Annotated in this window: 13 protein-coding genes; 6 read left to right on the forward strand and 7 right to left on the reverse strand. The window is 68.9% G+C overall.

The genetic code is table 11. The features are described 5' to 3' along the window. Positions 1 to 45: 45 nt before the first annotated feature. Positions 46 to 495 carry a hypothetical protein gene (locus F0U60_RS10425; RefSeq protein WP_395817396.1) on the forward strand — a complete coding sequence of 150 codons (450 nt, stop codon included), beginning with the start codon at positions 46 to 48 and terminating at the stop codon, positions 493 to 495. 58 nt (positions 496 to 553) lie between these two features. Here the strand turns inward: F0U60_RS10425 and F0U60_RS10430 are convergent, their stop codons facing one another. The 3 genes from F0U60_RS10430 to F0U60_RS10440 form a co-directional block, all read right to left on the reverse strand. Continuing rightward, positions 554 to 4,333: a DUF3857 domain-containing protein gene (locus tag F0U60_RS10430; RefSeq protein ID WP_395817399.1), complete on the reverse strand. Its 3,780-nt coding sequence runs from the start codon at positions 4,331 to 4,333 to the stop codon at positions 554 to 556. 66 nt (positions 4,334 to 4,399) lie between these two features. Further along, positions 4,400 to 6,211, reverse strand: coding sequence for a serine/threonine-protein kinase (locus F0U60_RS10435; RefSeq protein ID WP_395817401.1), 1,812 nt, complete (start codon positions 6,209 to 6,211; stop codon positions 4,400 to 4,402). A gap of 96 nt (positions 6,212 to 6,307) precedes the next feature. After that, entirely contained in the window at positions 6,308 to 7,810 is a 1,503-nt protein-coding gene (locus F0U60_RS10440; protein WP_395817404.1) for a RecQ family ATP-dependent DNA helicase, read from the reverse strand. Positions 7,811 to 8,117: 307 nt separating this feature from the next. Between F0U60_RS10440 and F0U60_RS10445 the strand changes: the two genes are divergently transcribed. Further along, on the forward strand, positions 8,118 to 8,573 hold the full coding sequence (locus tag F0U60_RS10445) for an RsbRD N-terminal domain-containing protein (protein ID WP_395817406.1): 456 nt from the start codon (positions 8,118 to 8,120) through the stop codon (positions 8,571 to 8,573). An 83-nt stretch (positions 8,574 to 8,656) separates the two neighbouring features. On the opposite strand, the gene F0U60_RS10450 is transcribed toward F0U60_RS10445, so the two are convergent. Continuing rightward, entirely contained in the window at positions 8,657 to 8,926 is a 270-nt protein-coding gene (locus F0U60_RS10450) for a hypothetical protein (RefSeq protein WP_395817408.1), read from the reverse strand. Between the two features lie 282 nt (positions 8,927 to 9,208). Here F0U60_RS10450 and F0U60_RS10455 point away from each other — a divergent pair, with 282 nt between their 5' ends. Genes F0U60_RS10455 through F0U60_RS10465 form a run of 3 tightly spaced genes read left to right on the forward strand, consistent with a single transcriptional unit; the run spans position 9,209 to position 12,395 of the window. After that, a complete protein-coding gene (locus tag F0U60_RS10455; RefSeq protein WP_395817411.1) occupies positions 9,209 to 9,670 on the forward strand; it encodes a hypothetical protein in 462 nt (153 codons plus the stop codon). Beyond that, positions 9,667 to 11,058 carry an ATP-binding protein gene (locus F0U60_RS10460; RefSeq protein ID WP_395817414.1) on the forward strand — a complete coding sequence of 464 codons (1,392 nt, stop codon included), beginning with the start codon at positions 9,667 to 9,669 and terminating at the stop codon, positions 11,056 to 11,058. The genes F0U60_RS10455 and F0U60_RS10460 overlap by 4 nt, the downstream gene beginning before the upstream one ends. After that, the gene (locus F0U60_RS10465; protein WP_395817417.1) at positions 11,058 to 12,395 is read left to right on the forward strand and encodes a sigma-54-dependent transcriptional regulator; all 1,338 of its coding nucleotides are present in this window, start codon (positions 11,058 to 11,060) and stop codon (positions 12,393 to 12,395) included. Before F0U60_RS10460 ends, F0U60_RS10465 begins: the two co-directional genes overlap by 1 nt. Before the next feature lie 8 nt (positions 12,396 to 12,403). Here the strand turns inward: F0U60_RS10465 and F0U60_RS10470 are convergent, their stop codons facing one another. Genes F0U60_RS10470 through F0U60_RS10480 form a run of 3 tightly spaced genes read right to left on the reverse strand, consistent with a single transcriptional unit; the run spans position 12,404 to position 14,401 of the window. Next, positions 12,404 to 12,820: a secondary thiamine-phosphate synthase enzyme YjbQ gene (locus tag F0U60_RS10470; RefSeq protein WP_395817420.1), complete on the reverse strand. Its 417-nt coding sequence runs from the start codon at positions 12,818 to 12,820 to the stop codon at positions 12,404 to 12,406. Between the two features lie 31 nt (positions 12,821 to 12,851). After that, the gene (locus tag F0U60_RS10475; RefSeq protein WP_395817422.1) at positions 12,852 to 13,583 is read right to left on the reverse strand and encodes an alpha/beta hydrolase; all 732 of its coding nucleotides are present in this window, start codon (positions 13,581 to 13,583) and stop codon (positions 12,852 to 12,854) included. A gap of 11 nt (positions 13,584 to 13,594) precedes the next feature. Further along, positions 13,595 to 14,401 carry a peptidylprolyl isomerase gene (locus F0U60_RS10480; RefSeq protein WP_395817425.1) on the reverse strand — a complete coding sequence of 269 codons (807 nt, stop codon included), beginning with the start codon at positions 14,399 to 14,401 and terminating at the stop codon, positions 13,595 to 13,597. Positions 14,402 to 14,629: 228 nt separating this feature from the next. On the opposite strand from F0U60_RS10480, the gene F0U60_RS10485 reads away from it, so the two are divergent. Next, positions 14,630 to 17,806 carry a CHAT domain-containing protein gene (locus tag F0U60_RS10485; RefSeq protein WP_395817428.1) on the forward strand — a complete coding sequence of 1,059 codons (3,177 nt, stop codon included), beginning with the start codon at positions 14,630 to 14,632 and terminating at the stop codon, positions 17,804 to 17,806. The last annotated feature ends 50 nt before the right edge of the window (positions 17,807 to 17,856 follow it).

Raw genomic sequence — 17,856 nt, forward strand, 5'->3', positions numbered from 1 at the left:
GACTTGCTCAGGCCTGCTCCCTGATTCGGTTCAACAGGAGGGCGCATGCTGCGTCTGGTTTCATCCGTGGTCGTTCTGATGTGTCTGGCTGGGTGTGGCCCCCGGTCGCCTGACATCATCTGGGGGAACGATGAGCAGGTCATTCGCTTGACGATAGGGGAGGCGCCCAGGGGGCCGAAGGATCCCGTCGACATCACGGGCCTCTCCCTCTCGGGGGACCTGCTGCTCCTGGAGGTCTCCTACGGAGGCGGTTGTGCGGAGCACGACTTCGGACTCTCGTGGGAGGGCGCCTTCGCTGAATCCAACCCCACTCAAGCGTGGCTCGTCCTCTTCCATGATGCGCATGACGATGGCTGTCGAGCGCTCATCACCCAGACGTTGCGTTTCGACCTGACGTCCCTGAAGGAGCGCTGGAAGGAGATGTACCGGCGGGAGCACGGGAGCACGGTCCTGCACGTTTCTGGCGCGCAGGACAGCGTGGTTTACGAGTTCTAGGGCACATACCCTCACCCCAGCCCTCTCCCAGAGGGAGAGGGGGCGGCCCTCGGGAGGGCTACGGCTTCTTTTCTAGCACCAGGTCCCTCGACTGGATGAGGTCCACCTCTCCCGCGAAGTGCGCGAAGTCCTCGTACTTCTTCACCGGGATGCGGCCTCGCTCCACCCGCAGCGTCTCCTCGATGGTGAGCGTGCGCCCCTCTTGCTTCTCCGTGCGCAGCAGCCGCCCGAACGGGCTCTCTACCTTCAGCTGCGGCTGGGGATCCGTTAGCCGGTAGCCCTGCGGCATCGTCAGCGTCACCACCGTCTGGCTCGCATCCGTGTCGTCGAGGTACAGCGGCGTGCTGCGCGTGCTGAGCTGCACGTACTGCCGCCCCAGCATCGCCGGCATGGTGATGGTCGGCATCAGGAGCCTGTCCTTGTCCGCTCGGGCGAAGTTCGGGGCCTTGAACTCGTAGCGCACCGTGAAGGGGGCTCCTACTTCCTCCGAGCGCTCCAGCTTCAGCCCCGTCAGCTCCGCCCCGCTGAAGTAGCGGCCCACCGCACCCTGCAGTGCCTGTCGCCGGCGCTCCCCGGAGATGGCCTCGAAGGCCTCCGCGAGCTGGGCTGCCTCGATGCCCGTGTACCGCTCCTCACCCTTGCCGATGAGCTGGCCGCTTCCATCCACTTCCAGCGCCAGCTTCACCTGCTTGCCGGGCTGCTGCTTCATGGGCGGCGTCTTCACCTTCTCCAGGGGACGGCCGGGCTCGGGCATCAGCCAGGCGTCACGCTCGCCCAGTGCCGTCTCGGGCAGCTCGCCGAAGGGGGCGAACCGCGTGTTGGTGTCCAGCCACACGGGGTCCTCGCCCGGTACGTCCACGCGCAGCACCACGGACGGCAGCAGGGACTCCTCGGGGAACAGGTACTCCGCCGGATCCGCCGCGAAGGTGCGCACCGCCGCGATGCGCGTGGGAATCCCCAGCGACTCCAGGCCCGTCTTCATCACCCACAGCCGGCTGCCTCGGTCCTGCGCGATGGACGATGCCGCCGACTGCGTCAGCCCCGCGTCTCGGCCGCTGAAGCGCTTCATCACCGCCGCGTACAGCGCCTGCACCGCCTCCAGCCCACGCTTGTCTCCAACAGCCTCGCGCGCGAACGCCTCCACCTCCCAGTTGAGTGTGCCTCGGTCCAGGAAGGAGTCCGCGTACACCGCCACCAGCTTGTCGTTGCCCGTGGTGCCCGCTCCCACCACCACGAAGGGCAGGTATTCCTTGCTCGACGGGGGGCTGTCCGGCTCGGGGATGAAGGGCGGCACGTTCTTCACCTCGAAGGTGAAGATTTCCTCGTCTCCCTTCACCACCGGAGGCGGCACCTTCATGTTGTGCGCGTCCACCTTCATGCCCGTGCCCTTCGGTGCCACCACTGTGTACGTGGCCCGATGGTCCGGCATGTTGGCGATGCGGTAGTAGAAGTCGGACGCCTTGAAGCCGGGCTGCGCCGGCCCGCGTGGGCCCTCCGCCAGCAGGTACTCCACCTCCACGTAATCACCCACCTGCACGCCCGGCAGACTGACGGTGTCTTTGCCCTCGATGCTCTCCGGCTCCAGCACCGTGCCGTCCGCCTTGATTGTCCGCAGCGCCAGCACCTGCGCGCCCGAGGGCAGGTTCACCTCGGCGATCTCCTGCACGCCGCTCTGCTCCAGCGCCTTCTGGATGCTGTGGATGCGGGAGACCTGGGAGCCGTCCGGGTAGACCTGCGTGGCCGCCGCGTCCAGCACATAGGCGGCGGCGCTCTCCTCGGGGCCTGGGTTGGCCTCGTAGTCCTTGATGGCCTGCCGACCGTCAATGGCATACGCCTGGAGAATCTCCTGCCCCGTCTTCGCACGCACCACGGCGCGGCGCAGCGCCAGGTTGCTCCCGTCCAGCAGCAGCGCCTGTTCGCGCAGCGCCAGCGCGCCCTTCGCGTCTCCGGCAAGCTCACGCACGTCCGCCAGCTTCTCCACCACCCTCGCGTTGCGTGGCCAGAGCGCGTTCAGGGCCCTCAGGGTGGCCGTGGCCTCGTCGAAGCGGCGCTGGGCCACGTACGCGCTCGTCAGCGACATGGCCGTGGTCACGTCGCCTGGGTTTCGCGCGAGCTGCTGCTGGTAGAGCTCCGCGGTACGGGCCTGGTCTCCTCGCATCCGCGCGTGCTCGGCGGCTCGGGCGAGCGCACCCGGGCAGCCCTCCAGCGAGGCCATCAGCTCGTCTGTGCGCGTCACCGCGTCACGGCGCCGCGCCAACGCGTAGCGCATCCCCTGCGCATCACACAGGCCTGGCTGCTCCTGGAGCGCCGCCAGCAGGCTCTCCTCGGCCGCGCTGTCCACCTCCAGGGTCAGCGCCGCACGTGCCTCCAGCAGGTACACGGGCCAACCCGCGGGCTTCGCCGCCGCCCGCGCCGTCTTGAGCGTCTCCAGCGCCGCGGCCGCTTGTCCGTCGTTGAGGGTCAGCTCGGCGCGCAGCAGCAGCGCCGTCACATCGCCTGGATCCTTCGCCAGCGCCGCTTCCAGGTCCCGCGTCGCGCGTCCGCGTGACACCTTGCTCGGGATGCTCCGGTCCTGCGAGGCCAGCTCGGCGCGAAGGGAGAGCACCGCGGGCACCTGCGTGGCCTTCTGCAGGCGCGTCATCAGCTTCCAGGCACCGTCCGAGTCCCGCCCCATTCCATCGCGCACCGCGATGAAGTCCGCCAGCAGCGGGCCCGCCTCGGAGGTGAGCGCCGCGGCCAGGTCCTCCGCGCGAGGGTAGACGAGCTCCGCTTCGGCCTCCTTCGGAGCCGAGCCCCACGAGGAGGGCGCGGGCCCTGTGGCCGGGCTGTAGCGGATGGCCGCCGGGCGCCCATCGGCCCGTGCCAGCGCGAAGGTCACGTTGGCGCCGCGCTGATCCTTCAGCAGCTTGAGGAGGATGCGGTGCCGGCCCGCCGCGAGCCGCACGGGGCGCGCGGTGACAGTGGAGGCGGCGCGGGCAAAGGCGCGGCGCTCCATCAGCGGCGTGCCATCCAGCATCACCTTGTGGGAGGAGGCGGAAACGGAGCGCACCACGTAGACACCGGCCTCGGGCACCTCCACGTCCACGGCCAGCAGGTAGACGTCACCCGGGCCCGGCTCACCCGCCACGTCCAGGCGGCTGTCCGGCGCGCGCAGGGTGCGGGGCACGAGCGGGCCGAAGGGGCCGGTGAAGGGACCCGCCAGCGAGCCGTCCTTCTCCGGCGGGGTGAGGTCGTCAAAGGCGAGCAGGTGCCAGGGCGAGAAGGGTCCCAGCACCGTGGCCGTGCCCGTGGCGCCCATGTCCTCGAGCGCCTTGGCCTGGCCGGCTCGATCTCCCCTCAGCCCGAGGATGGCCACCTGGCTGGCGCGCAGCAGCTGGGCGGCCTCGCCCGCGGAGCCGGCGTCGAGTGCGGTCTTGAGGCCCGTGAGGATGACCTCATCCAGCGCGGGGGAGGCGCCCACCAGGTCCAGCACGTAGCGCGCGGAGGGCACCGCGAGCGGATGACGAGGAGCACGGGTGGCCACGGCCAGCGCGGCATCCAGCGCGCGGCGGGGCTGGGCGGCACGGCGCGCGAGCAGGTGCTGGCCGTAGAGGGCGTAGGGGTCGGCCGGGTCCTTCGCCACGGCCTCGTCGAAGCGGCCCTGGGCCGCGGCCGCATCTCCCGTCATCAACCACGCGTGGAAGCCGGCGAGCGCGAGCGTGCGGGCTTCGCTGTTCCCCTTCTTCGCCGCTGTGGCGGCTTGTTCGAGCACCTCAGTGGGCGACGGGGAGTGGGCACAGCCGGCCACGAGGCCGGCGACGAGCAGGAGCGCGGTGAGTCCGCGGTTGAGCGTGCGCATGGAGCGCACAGGGATAATGCAAAGCCCCGGATGAGGCCACTTCCACTTACAAGGAGTGGCCCCTCGCTACTTCGAGCGTTTACCTTTGGGCGGGGCGGCCTTCGTGGCGGGCCGCCTGGCGGGGGCCGGGGCAGAGGTCCTCACGGTCTGCTGGCGAGGAGGCTCCGGGGCCTGAGTCACGGTGGGCGGGGGCGCGTGTCTCACCTGGTAGGTGAAGCCCTCGGCCTGGCAGATGCCCTCGATGCAGCCGAAGGCGGGGAAGGGCGCATTGCCGAAATGCTTCTCCTGCCAGTCCAACCCCAGGTGGATGGGCTCGGCGATGGGGCGCTTGCCACCCTTGCTTCCCACCGAGGCGACGAGGACACCCTCTTCGTCGATGTTCAGCTCGAGCTCCACAGGGCCGTCAGGGGAGTCCGCACCCAGCATGGCCCCTTGCTTCTCTCCCAGGTTCCACTCCAGCCGGAGGGGTGCACCGGCGCCGTTGTACACCAGGGCGATGTACCGGTTCCTGCCGTTGTTCACCAACATCAGCGCGGTCTCGGGGTCCGGCGGACGGCCGTAGATCAGGGGACGGAGGTCCAACAGGGTGTCGGACTCAGGGGTCCGGGCGTTCACCCGGGCGGAGAGGCGGGCGGTATCTCCCTTCAAGCCGAGCACATCCAAGACCATGACGCCTACGCGCGACTGGCCCTCCACGGCGGGGAAGACGAGCGTGCGGTCATCCAAGGTGAGCGGCCGGCCGGATACCAGCACGGCGGGCTGGTCGGCTCCTTCACCCAGGCTCACCTTGCGCGGCTCGCCGTTGGCCGAGCTCAACCTCCCCGCCAGTTTCTGCGCCGAGGCGGGCCCGAGCTCCGCGGTGAGGGCGGCGCCCGGCGTCATGGGCACGCGCCTCTCCGTGTTGCGCAGCCACGTCACGCCCAGCACGCCCACCGCGGCCAGCACGAGCAGCGTGGCCGTCACCTGCAGCAGGACACGCACCGCGCGCTTCACCGCCAGCTTCGCGCGCTGCATCCGGCTGAGCTTCGCCGGCCGCACGGTGGTGTAGTTGGGGGCGAGTGGCTCCAGCGCCCGGATGAGCTCGGTGACGCTCGAGTAGCGATCCGCGGGCAGCTGCTTGATGCAGTTGGCGATGATGCCGTCCAGCCTCGGGTCCAGCCCCGACTTGCGGCGCGAGGGCGGATCATAGTGACCCGCGGGCAGCTCCCCCACGAGCATCTCGTAGAAGATGAGGCCGAGCGCGAAGATGTCCGCGCGTTCGTCCGCGTTCTTCGAGTCCACCTTCTGCTCGGGCGCCATATAGGACAGCGTCCCCATGGCCACGTGCGTGCTGGTGAGCGCGAAGCGCGTGCTGGTGTCCTCCAGGAAGGAGGCCAGGCCGAAGTCCGTCACCTTGGGGAGGTCTCCGGCCTGCGCGTCGAAGAGGATGTTCTCCGGCTTGAGGTCCCGGTGGATGACGCCCCGGTTGTGCGCGTACTCGATGGCCCGGCAGATCTGCAGCATGACCCGCAGCGTTTCGTTCGGGTCCTCCTGGGGCGTGCGCATCCACTCGCGCAGGGAGGGCCCGTCCACGAACTCCATCACCAGGTAGTACGTCGACGCCGTGCTGCCCTTGTCGACGATGGAGACGATGTTCGGGTGGTGCAGGGTGGCGAGCGCCGCGGCCTCCTTCTGGAAACGGGCGACGAAGCTCTCTTCCTGGGCAAGCTGCTGGCTGAGCAGCTTGACGGCAACGGTGCGGCCCAGGGACAGCTGGGTGGCCTTGTGGACCTCTCCCATGCCTCCGGTTCCGACGAGTTTCTCCAGTCGGTAACCGGGGATGAGATCCGGCGCGTGCGGCCGGCTGATAGCGGTGGCGGTGGCGTCGAGCGAGGACATGGGGGGTGCCGAGGCTCGTCAGGCTAGCAGAACCTTTCGGCCTCGGGCGTACAGGATGATCCCTCCCGCTACAGTCCTTCCTGCATATTTTTCTATCTACACCGCACTCAGGGTGTCCGTTGCGGTGGGGGGAGTGGCGATGCGTGTGGGACTGGCCGCGTCGAAGTGCCCGGCGGCCCGCTCCTCGCAGTTGTCGCAGTGCCCGCACTCGGAGTGCTCCGGCTCGTCGAAGTATTCGCTGAGGAAGCGCCAGCGGCACCCGGTGGTCTGCCCGTAGCGCATCATCTGCTGGAGGCGCTCCCGATCGCTCTGGTGGCGCTTCTCGTAGGCGGTGAGGTACTCGCCGAGCTCCTCGGCGCTCTCGAAGTCACGCAGCTGTTTCAGTCCGCGCGAGCCGCGATCGAGGATGCCGGCCCCGGCGAGCTGCGCCACCAGCACCTTCACCCGGTTGGCGGGCAGTCCCGAGGCCTCTGTCAGCACCTTCAGGGGCACGGGCTTGCCTTGGCGGTGGGCCCACAGCTCGCGCAGCACCGAGTAAAGCGCCTGGGACTCCTCGCGCCGGGGGTACTTGCCCCCGAGGAAGTAGCCCTGGATGCGGCGATCCTCCAGCCGGTAGAAGAGCACCGCGCGCGCTGGCTCTCCGTCGCGACCCGCGCGCCCCGCCTCCTGGTAGTAGCTCTCCAGCGAGTCGGGGAACTGCCAGTGCGCCACGAAGCGGATGTCCGGCTTGTCGATGCCCAAGCCGAAGGCCTTGGTGGCCACGATGACGCGGTAGCTATTGTCCATGAAGCGCTGCTGCACCTCCTCTCGCTCGGAGGCCTTCATCTTTCCGTGGTAGCGGCCCGCCTCGACCCCGGCGTCCTTCAGCCACTGCCACACCTCCTCGGCTTTGCGGACGGTGGCGGTGTAGATGATGCCCGTGCCCGGCTCCTCCTGGAGCAGCTTCATCAGCCGCGCCCGCTTGGTCTCGGGGTTCACCGTGCGTGCCACCTCCAGGAAGAGGTTGTCGCGCTGGATGCCGGTGTTCATCACCGCGGCCTCCCGCATGCCGAGCTGCTCGAGCACGTCCTCGCGCACCTGCGGGGTGGCGGTGGCCGTCAGCGCGAGGATGGGGGGCCGGCCGAGCTGCTGCACAGCATCTCGCAGCGCGAGGAAGGCCGGGCGGAAGTCGTGCCCCCATTGGGAGACACAGTGGGCCTCGTCCACGACGAAGAGGGAGACGCCGGCCTTGCGCAGCACATCGATGCGCTCGGGCTTTTCCAGCTGCTCGGGCGTCATGTAGATGAGCTCGTGCTCGCCGCGGCGCACCTCGCGCGCCACTTCATCCGCCTCACGCTGGGTGAGCGTGGAGTCCAGCTTCACCACGTCCACCTCCGCCTCCGAGAGCTTCTCGTGCTGGTCCTGCATCAGCGCCAGCAGCGGGGAGACGACGACGGTGGCCTTCGGCAGGAAGAGGGCGGGGAGCTGGAAGCACAGCGACTTGCCCGCGCCGGTGGGCATCACCCCGAGCACGTCCTTGCCCTCCAGCAGCGCCTCGATGATTTCCCGTTGACCGGGCCGGAGCTCCTCCACGCCGAAGCGGGCGCGGGCCTCGGCCATGAGTTGTTTCCAGCTCGGCCGATGGCTGCTGGAAGTCCCTCCTGCCGCGTTCCTGTCTTCGGGAGTGTCCATGAGGTGTGCGGCGCCCCGGGGTGAAGGGCGGGGACCGTGTTTCTCAAGCTAGGGGCGCGGATGGCCTCCGGGAGCCTGGCCTCCAGACCCATGGGGTCCGTCAGGAGAGCAAGCAGGCATGCTCATCCGCGGGAGCAGGATACGAGGAGGCCCTTGCTCCCTTGCTTGTTTCAACCCTGCGCCTCCGCTCCGCGCGTACCCACCTTTTCCACTGAGAACAGACGGGAGCGCAGCCATGGACACCCTCGCCGATATGATGGAGGCCGGAAGGGAGCAGCTCTTCGCGCGCTGGTTGGAGCGAGTCCAGCAACACCATGCTCCGGGTCCGCTCACCGAGCCGGAGCTGGCGGATCACATCCCGGACTTCCTGCGGGAGGTCATCGCCGCCCTGCGCCGCGAGGAGGAAGGCTCGGCGCCGAAGACGCATCGAGTGGGTCCACTGGGATGGGAGCATGGCGAGCAACGCTTCCGCATCGGGTTTGACCTTCCCAGCGTCGTGCGCGAGTACGGAGAGCTGCACGAGTGCATCTTCGAATTGGTGGAGGAGCGGGGGCACGCACTGCTCCGCTTGGAGGAGGCGTGGATCCTCCTTCAATGTTTCAACAGGGCCATCGCCGATGCCGTCGCGCACTTCATGCGGATGCGCGAACGGGAGCTCACGGGCGGCGTGGCGCATTCCCCCGCGGGCTAGAATTCTCCAGGCCCGAGAAACGACGAGGGCGCCACCCTTCGCAGGGGGCGCCCTCACCGGAGCTTCATGGCGAAGCGGTAGGACTACTTGGTCTCTTCGGCCGTCTTCTCGGCCTTCTTCGCGGCGGCCTTCTTCGTGGCCTTCTTCGCCTCGGGCTTGGCCTCGGGCTTGGCCTCGGCCTTCACCTCAGCGGCCGGGGCAGGCGCCGCGGCCGGGGCAGGCTCCGTGGCCGGGGCGGCGGCGGCGGCCGGGGCGGCGGCGGGAGCAGCGGCAGGGGCAGCGGCCTTGGCCGGCTCCGAGGCAAACGCGGACATGGAGGCGGTCAGGGCGATGGCGGCGATGAGGTTCTTCATGTGGATTCTCCGTGCAGCAACGAAACGTCGCGGCAGTGCGGCGTTGCGTTCGTGATACAGAGCATTCGTCGTGCCAGGATTTCCCTAGAGTGAGGGGCTCACCGGGCTGCGGAGAAACTCCCCATTGCGCTTGCCCGGCCTGGGGGCACCCTCCCCAGAAAGCGCCAGAGGTCTTTGACGACATCGCCTGTCTTGGGGATGCTGGCCATGTCAGCCGGTGACGCTAGAGCCCGGTCTAGGCCGGATGCGCCTGCCGCGCGTGCGGAGGACGGGAGCGAAGGTATGCGGTACCTCTTCATCGCGTTGGTAGCGGGTGGGTTGGGAGTGGGATGCGCGACCCCAAAGGTATCTGCCCCGCCCCAGGTGTCGGTAGAGGTGGAGCGGTGGCAGCAGCGGTATCAGGAAGAGCGCGAACGTGCGGAGGCCCTCGCGATGCGGCTCGCCGAAGTGGAGAGTGCGCTCGAGGCGGCGGCCCAGGAGCGCGCGGAGTCCGAGCAGCTCTCCCATCTGTTGGAGGACGAGCTGGAGCGGGCGCAGGCGGAGCGGCACTCGCTGGTCGAGCACAACGCGCAGTTGGTGAACCGGCAACGAGAGCTGACGGAGCTGCAGGAGCTGCAGCAGGAGCTGGAGGACGTGTGGTTCAAGTCGGCGCTCTCCCGGGCCCGGAGACGCAGCCAGCCGCAGCCCGCGCAGCCCCCCGCCGCGCAGGAGCAGCCGCCGCAGGAGGCGAACAGTAGTCCGTGAGCTCACCTGCATCCATTCGTGGCTACCGCGCGGGCTTCCTGTTCGCGGTGATGCTGCTGTCGGGGGTTGCCGCCTTCACGCTCTGGTCGGAGGTGCGCACCAGCCGTCAGGTGGACGAGCGCGTCCAGGAGGCGCTGGATAGAGCGGGCCTCATCGGCCGCATCCGCGTGGACGCGCTCTCGCTGGACTCGGCCATCGAGGCGCACATCCGCGCCACCGATGACGAGCAGCGTCAAGTCGCCAATGAGGTGATGGAGGACATCCTCGCGGACATCCGCGAGGCCACCAACGACTACACGCGCAAGCTCCCCCGCAACGACACGCTCGTGGTGTGGCAGCGCTTCAACATGGCCTGTACTCGGCTGGCCCAGCAGGTGCGCGCCGCGGCGGTCTTCTCCCATCGTCAGCAGGCCGAGCAGGCCCGGCACCACCTGGTGGAGCAGGTGCGCCCGCTGGCCGAGGAGATTGATGGGCTGGCGGGGCAGCTCGCCCATGAGAACGCGGACGAGGCGCGCATGCTGTTGGAGCACCTGGCCGCCCTGCGCGTGCGCAACCTCGCCTACGGCGGGGTGGTGACGCTGCTGGCGGTGCTCGTGTCGCTGGCGGTGGGCCTGCGCATCACCTCGGTGCTCAAGCGGCAGGAGGCCACCATCCAGGAGCAGATGGAGGAGCTGGACCGGCGCAACCAGGAGCTGGACGCCTTCACCCGGCGCGTGGCGCATGACTTGATGGGGCCGCTGTCGCCGCTCAAGGGGTACCTCACGCTGCTGCGGCGCTCGGGGGCGGTGAAGGACGCGCAGGCGCTGGAGCTGGTGTCGCTCTCTGAGTCCAGCGCGAAGCGCATGGGCGAGCTCATTGAGGCGCTGTTGCGCTTCTGCCGTGCTGGCACTCGGGGCGAGCCCCAGGTGGGTGAGCTGGACACCGCGGTGAGTACGCTGCTGCTGGAGGTGAGCCAGACGGCCGCCGCGCAGGGCGTGGCGTTGGAGCGCTCCCTGGAGTCCGGGGTGCGGGTGCCGTGTCCCTCGCAGCTCCTGCAGATCATCGCGCAGAACCTGCTGTCCAACGCGGTGAAGTACACGGCAGGCCGGCCTGACGCGCGCGTCTCCGTTCGGGTGGCTCGGGAGGGCTGCGAGGCGGTGCTGGAAGTGGTCGACAACGGTGTCGGCATGAGTCCTGAGACGCAGGCGAAGCTCTTCCAGCCCTTCTTCCGTGCGCCGGAGACCCGGGAGATTCCCGGGCATGGGCTGGGCCTGGCCACCACCAAGAGGTTGGTGGATGCACACGGGGGCACGTTGCAGGTGCACTCGGCGCTGAACGCGGGTACACGGGTGTTGGTCCGCTTTCCCCTCGCAGCGGAGGCGGCGCCTCCTGTCCGCGGAGCTGCCTGATGAATCCCACCCGTATCCTCGTCGTCGATGATGATCCCCACGCGAGGGATTTGCTCAAGCGCCTGCTCGGGATGCTCGGAGAGGTGTTTCAGGCCGCGCACCCGAAGGAAGCCCAGGCGCGCCTCGCGGAGGATGGGCCGTTCGACCTGGTGCTCACCGACATGGCCATGCCCAACGCAGGGGATGGGCTCACCGTGCTGAACGAGGTGCGCGCGCAGCTGCCGGACACGCCTGTCATCGTGGTGACGGCCTTCGGCAACATCGAGGGCGCGCTGGACAGCATCCAGCAGGGTGCCTTCGACTACCTCTCCAAGCCCTTCGACGTGGACGCCATCGTGCGCGTCGCGAAGCGGGCGTTGGAGCAGAAGCGGCTGGTGGATGAGAACCGCTCACTGCGCAAGCGGGTGGAGCGCGGCTCCATGGTGGGGCGCAGCCCCGCGCTGCTCGAGGTCTACAAGCAGGTGGCTCGGGCGGCGGCCACCGCGGTGCCGGTGCTCATCACCGGGGAGACGGGTACGGGCAAGGAGATGGTGGCGCGTGCGCTGCACCGGCGCTCGCCGCGCTCCAGCGGGCCCTTCATCCCCGTGGACTGTGGTGCCATCGCCGAGTCCCTCATGGAGAGCGAGCTGTTCGGCCATGCTCGTGGCTCGTTCACCGGAGCCTCGGGCGCGCGGCGCGGTCTCTTCGAGGAGGCCCACGGCGGCACGCTGTTCCTCGACGAGATTGGTGACGTGGGGCCCAAGGTGCAGGCGCAGCTGCTGCGCGCGCTGCAAGAGGGGGAGATCCGCCGCGTGGGCGAGAGCGCTCCCGTGAAGGTGGACGTGCGCGTGGTGGCCGCGACGAACAAGGACTTGAAGGAGCGGGTGGCCGAGGGGCTGTTCCGAGAGGACCTGCTCTACCGGTTGGACGTGGTGCACCTGCACCTGCCGCCCCTGCGCGAGCGGCGCGAGGACATCCCCGCCCTGGTGGAGCACTTCGCGGCGTTGCATGCCCGAGGCGGGGTGGCGCCCGTGGTGACGGCGGAGGTCATGACGCGGCTCAGCGCGTATGACTGGCCGGGCAACGTGCGGCAGTTGGAGAACGTGATGGCCCGGGCGCTCGCGCTCAATGTGACGGGCGTGCTGGCGCCCCAGGACTTCCCCGAGCCCATCGGCGATGCGCCCAAGAAGCTCAGTGGCCTGGCCGGGGACATGCCGAGTCTGGCCGAGCTGTCACGGCGCTACGCGGCCCATGTGCTCCAGTTCGTCGGTGGCAACAAGAGCGAGGCCGCGCGCCTGCTGGATGTGGATAGAAAGACGCTCTACAAGCTGCTCGAGGCCCAGGAGCCCACGGAGTAGGGGGGGGCTCAGCTCACCACGGACACTGTGACCCGGCGGTGGTGTGGCGAGGTCCGGTGCTCCCAGACGTAGATGCCCTGCCACGTGCCGAGGTGGGCTCCGCCGTGCTTCACCGGCACGTTGAGCGAGTTCTGCGTCAGCACCGTCCTCACGTGCGCGGGCATGTCGTCGGGGCCCTCGGCGTCGTGGCGGAAGAGCGGGTCCCCATCCTTCACCAGCCGCGAGAAGAAGGACTCCAGGTCCCGGTGTACGTCCGGGTCCGCGTTCTCGCACAGCAGCAGCGAGGCGCTCGTGTGGTGCAGGAAGATGGTGCACAGGCCCTCCTGTGCACCGCTCTCCGCCACCGCCCGCTGCACCTCATCCGTGATGTCGTAGAAGCCCCGGCCCCGCGTCGTCGCCACCGTCAGTTCCTTCGCGCGATACATGGCTTGCCTCCTCGGGGGCCGGGGTCTGGGTTCAACGCTTCTCGAGACGGTTGTGCAGGAACTCCGCCATCCGCTCCAGCACGTCCGGCATGATCGTGTGCGGCCCGTTGAAGGGGAGGAACTCCACCGGCAGCCCTGCGTTCGTCAGCAGCGAATGAAGCCGCTCCGCCGCGTGGAACGCCAGGATGTCGTCGTACCGTCCGTGGCTCTGCAACACCGGCATGCTCGTGCGCCGCTCCGCGCGCTGCTTCCACTCGTCCTGGCAGATCAGCGTCCCCGACAGGATACACAACCCCGCCGGAGCCTCTTCCAGCCGCAGCGCGACGTCCGTGGTCACCATCGCGCCCTGGCTGAACCCGCCCAGGACGATTCGCCCATAAGGCAGCTTCGTCGCCGTGGACAGCGCCGACAGCAGGCTCATCACCCCGCGCCGCGCCTGGGCCAGCCCCTCCGGCGTCGAGGCCGCGAACTGATCCCAGTCCCGCTCCTGCCCCATCAGCACCTCGGGAGGCAGGTTGAACCACGCGGGGACGCTCTGCCCCATCATCGCCTGCTTCAGCGGGGCCGCCGGAAACACGAACCGCACCTTCGGCCCTAGCTCCGGCTTCAGCTCCACCAACTCCGGTGCCAGTGGCACCAGGTCCGTGGGCGGCGCTCCGAAGCCATGGCACAACACCACCGCCAGCTCCGGACTCGCTCCCTCGGGAATCGCGTCGACTACCACGCAGTCCAGCTCGCCCAGGCGCGTTCTCACACTCCGCATTACTCGCTCCACTACTTCGGCTGCGTGTCGCTGACCGTCACCTTCTTCATCACCACGTCCTGCAGGGGCCTGTCCTGCGGACCCGTCTGCACCTTCGAGATTTTGTCCACCACGTCGTAGCCCTTCACCACCTCGCCGAAGATGGTGTACCCGCCGTTGAGGCGCGGCTGCGGCGCCACCGTGATGAAGAACTGGCTCCCGTTCGTATTCCGTCCCCGGTTCGCCATCGCCAGGATGCCCGGCTTGTCGAACGTCCGGCCGCTCTGGAACTCATCCTCGAACGTGTAGCCCGGCGAGCCCACGCCCATGCCCAGCGGATCTCCACCCTGGATCATGAAGCCCGAGATGATCCGGTGGAAGAGGATGTTCTGGTACATCGGCGTGTTCTGCTTCTCCTCACCCGTCTTGGGGTCCTTCCACGCCTGCTCACCGGTGGCCAGACCCACGAAGTTCGCCACCGTGAGCGGCGCGTCCTTCGAGAAGAGCTTCACCACGACGTTGCCGTGGTTCGTCTCCAGCGTGGCGTACAGCTCCTGACCGCTCAGCGCCTTCTGCTGCCAGGGACCCGGCTTCTCCCCGGGAGGCCGCGAGCGGGGCACCGCGCTGGAGCCATGCACCTTCGGCTCCGTGTCCGTCTGGGCGGCCTGGGGCGCGGGGCTCGCGGGGGCCTGCGTCCCCGTGTTGGCCGGGGCGCTCTGCGTCTTCGCCGGGGGCGTCGTGCCTGTGGGGGGAGTTCCCTCCGGCTGCTTGTCCTTGTCCTTCGAGCAGGCAGTCAGGGAGAGAAGGAGGAGTCCGGTCGTGAGGAGTCTCGTTCGCATGGGGCGGGCATCCTACAGAGCGAAAGAGTGCTCGCAACCCGTGCTCCCGAGGAATGAGCCCCTCTGAACCGCTGTTCAGAACCGCTCACGTCCGCCCAGAGCGTTCAGTCCCGTACCGTTGTGCTTTTCCGGTGAGTCGGGAGGGAACCGTAGAATACCGGGGATCGTCAGTTCTCTCGGTGCTCGCCCGTAGGAGCGCCCGAGAGAGAGTCCCCTCTGGAGGTAACCATGGCCACCGTCATCAAGGATGTCGTCGTTCTTCTGCCGGGCCTTCTCGGCAGTGTGCTCAAGCGGGACGGCAAGGAGATCTGGGGACTGTCCGGCAGTGCCATCTTCCGCGCCCTCTTCAGCGGTGCGGGCAGTGTGAAGTCCCTGACGCTGAAGTCCGACAGCGGGGGCGAGCTCGCCGACGATGGTGTGGAGGCCACCGCCGTCCTGCCCGACACGCATCTCATCCCTGGGCTGTGGAAGGTGGATGGCTACACCCGCGTGGCGGAGACGCTGGTGGGGCGGCTGGGGCTCATCCCCGGCGCGAACTTCTTCGAGTTCCCCTACGACTGGCGGCGCGACATCCGCTTCACCGCGAAGCGGCTCGCCCGCGAGTCCGAGCGGTGGCTCCATGCGTGGCGAAAGAGCATCGGCGGCTCCTCCAAGGACCCCAAGGACGAGCCGCGCCTCATCCTCGTGGGTCACTCCATGGGCGGCGTCGTCTCGCGCTACTTCCTCGAGTGCCTCGAGGGATGGAAGAACACGCGCGCGCTCATCACCTTCGGCACGCCCCACCGCGGCTCGTTCATGGCGTTGCAGGCGCTCGCGCTGGGCTTCCGCAAGAACCTGGGGCCGGTGAACCTCTTCGACCTGTCCGAGATGGTGCGCTCGCTCCCGTCGGCGTATCAGCTCCTGCCCATCTACGAGTGCGTGCAGTTGCCGGATGGACGCACCGTCCGGCCGGGCGAGACCCAGGGCCTTGGCCAGCTCGATGCCGTCAAGGCCGCGCAGGGCCTCGCCTTCCAGCGGGAGATCGAGCGGGCGGCGGCGACCAATTCGAAGGACCCTAAGTACTTCAACCCCCAGCAGGGCTACACGCTTTACCCGGTGGTGGGTACCTTCCAGCCCACACTGCAGGGGGTTCGCCTCACCGCGTCCGGGTCACTGGAGATGCTCCACAGCGAGCCGAATGGCGAAGACCTCGGGGGTGATGGCACGGTGCCTCGCGTCTCCGCGCTGCCGCTGGAGGAGCACCACCATGTGCGCGCCATGTACAGCCCCACGTCCCACGCCTCACTGCAGAACGCCTTCGAGGTGCTGGCCCACGTGGAGGGGGTGCTCACCGGGCAGGACATCAACCTCAACAAGTACCGGGACAGCCTGTTCGGGCCGTCGCCGCGGAGCCTGTCGCTGCACCTCGAGGATGCGTTCGGGCACGACGAGCCCGTGACGGTTCGTGTTCGTCCCTCGGCCGAGCCCGTGTCGCTCCAGGCCTACGTCACCAACGTGAAGACAGGCCAGCCCTTCTCGACGGCACTCGCGCGTGATGCCGACGGCTTCCACGTGGGCACGCTGCGCCCGTTGCCGCCCGGTCTGTACCGCGTGATCGTGAAGGGCGGCCCCGAGGTCATGCCCGTGACGGACGTCTTCGCCGTCTTCCACCGCGCGGGCGAGCTGCCGGAGGACGAGGAGGATGTGGTCGACCAGCTGGTGAGCTTCTCGCAGCCGCAGGACCCGGAGCGGATGCGGTCGGTGGAGCCCCACTCCTCCACGCTGGTGAAGCCCCCGCCGGAGGCGATCGATGGGCCGGCCGTGCGCGACGAGGGGCAGCGCATCACCCGCTACCCCTTGGTGGAGCCGGTGGTGCCCGCGCGCCCGGGACAAGCACTTCCCCTGACGGTGGACCTGGCGCTGACCGAGGTGGGCTCGACGACGGAGTCCGCGGGAGTCACCGTCTCCGGGCTGCCGCCCGACTGGACGGAGCTTCCCATCAAGGTTCGGCTGCTCTGCTCGGAGATGACGTTCCGGGCGGGGGCGGACACGGGCGTGGTGCTGGTGCAGCGCAACGCCGAGTCGATCCCCGCCACCCTCACGGGCACCGTCAACCCGAGCGCAGCGGGGGAGCTCACCGTGGTGGCCACCTTCGAGTACGGAGGGCGCTTCTGCGGCGCGGCTCGCCGGCGCATCCCCATTGAGTCCGCTGGCACGGGGAGCGCGGGTCCGTCCTCCTCCTCGCGTTCCCCCACGATGCCGCCCTTGCCCGGAACGGGGTCGGCTTCCGCTGGGGCACAGGATGAGGGCAAGGGGACGTTCGTGCTCGAGGCGGGTGCTGAGAAGCCCCACCTGACGGTGCAGATCCACCGACTGGACCGAGGCAACCCTCGGCGCCTGTACTGGATGCTCCACGTGGCGGTGCCGTGCGAGGGACTGCCGGCTCGGCTCTCTGGCGACCTGGACCTGGGCTCGGACCCGGCTGCCTTCTTCCAGAGCGTGGCCGCGACGGCGCGCGAGCTGCGCTCGGGCGAGCACTACAACTGGTTCCTCGGGCTGGGGAAGCTGCTCTACCAGCGGACGCCGAACGCGTTCCGGGAGACGTTTCGCGCCCTGCGCAAGCAGTACGGGCCGGGCTTCCCCATCCAGTTCATCACCGATGATCCGCACGTGCCTTGGGAGCTGATGGCGCCCACGGATGTGCCGGACGCGGAGCTGCTGTGCATGGACCACCCGGTGGCGCGGTGGCTGCTCGACTACCAGACGTCGCTGACGACGCGGCTGACGCACGGGGACATCCTCACCATCGCTCCGGACTACCAGTTCCACCCGCACCTGGCGCCTCTTCCGCAGGCGCAGGCGGAGTCCCTGCAGCTCGCCAGGCGGTTTCGAGCGGTGCGCGTCGCCGGCAGGCGCCAGCCCGTGCTGAGCCTGTTGGGCGGGGGCTACGGCCGACCCGTGGGGTTGGTGCACTTCGCCGGGCACGGCAAGTACAGCGCGAACAACGAGGTGTCGCCCTCCTGCGTCTACCTGGAGGACGGCGAGCTGCGGACGCTCGAGGTGCGCAACTCGATGACGATGCTGGGGCAGAGGTCCCGGCCGCTCGTCATCTTCAACGCCTGCGAGGTGGGCACGGCCACGGACATGCTCGGTGGCATCGGGGGCTGGGCTGAGACGTTCGTGAGCGAGCAGTTCTCCGGCTTCATCGCGCCTCTGTGGCCCGTGCAGGACGCGCACGCGCGCAACGCGGTGGAGCAGCTGGTGACGGACTTGAAGGAGAATCACCTCACCGTGGGCGAGGCGCTCCGGCGCCTGCGTCAGAGCGAGGCGAAGACGTCACCCACGTACCTCTCCTATGTGTTCGTGGGGGATGTGATGGCGAGCTTCGCCCAGGCGGTCTCCGCGGCCCGTACTGCCGCGGCGTGAGGCGCTGCGCGCGGGTGCTGTGACACGGGCCCTCACCTGTCTCCGGTGAT

The sequence above is a fragment of the Archangium minus genome (assembly GCF_044360475.1).
Lineage (GTDB): Bacteria > Myxococcota > Myxococcia > Myxococcales > Myxococcaceae > Archangium > Archangium minus.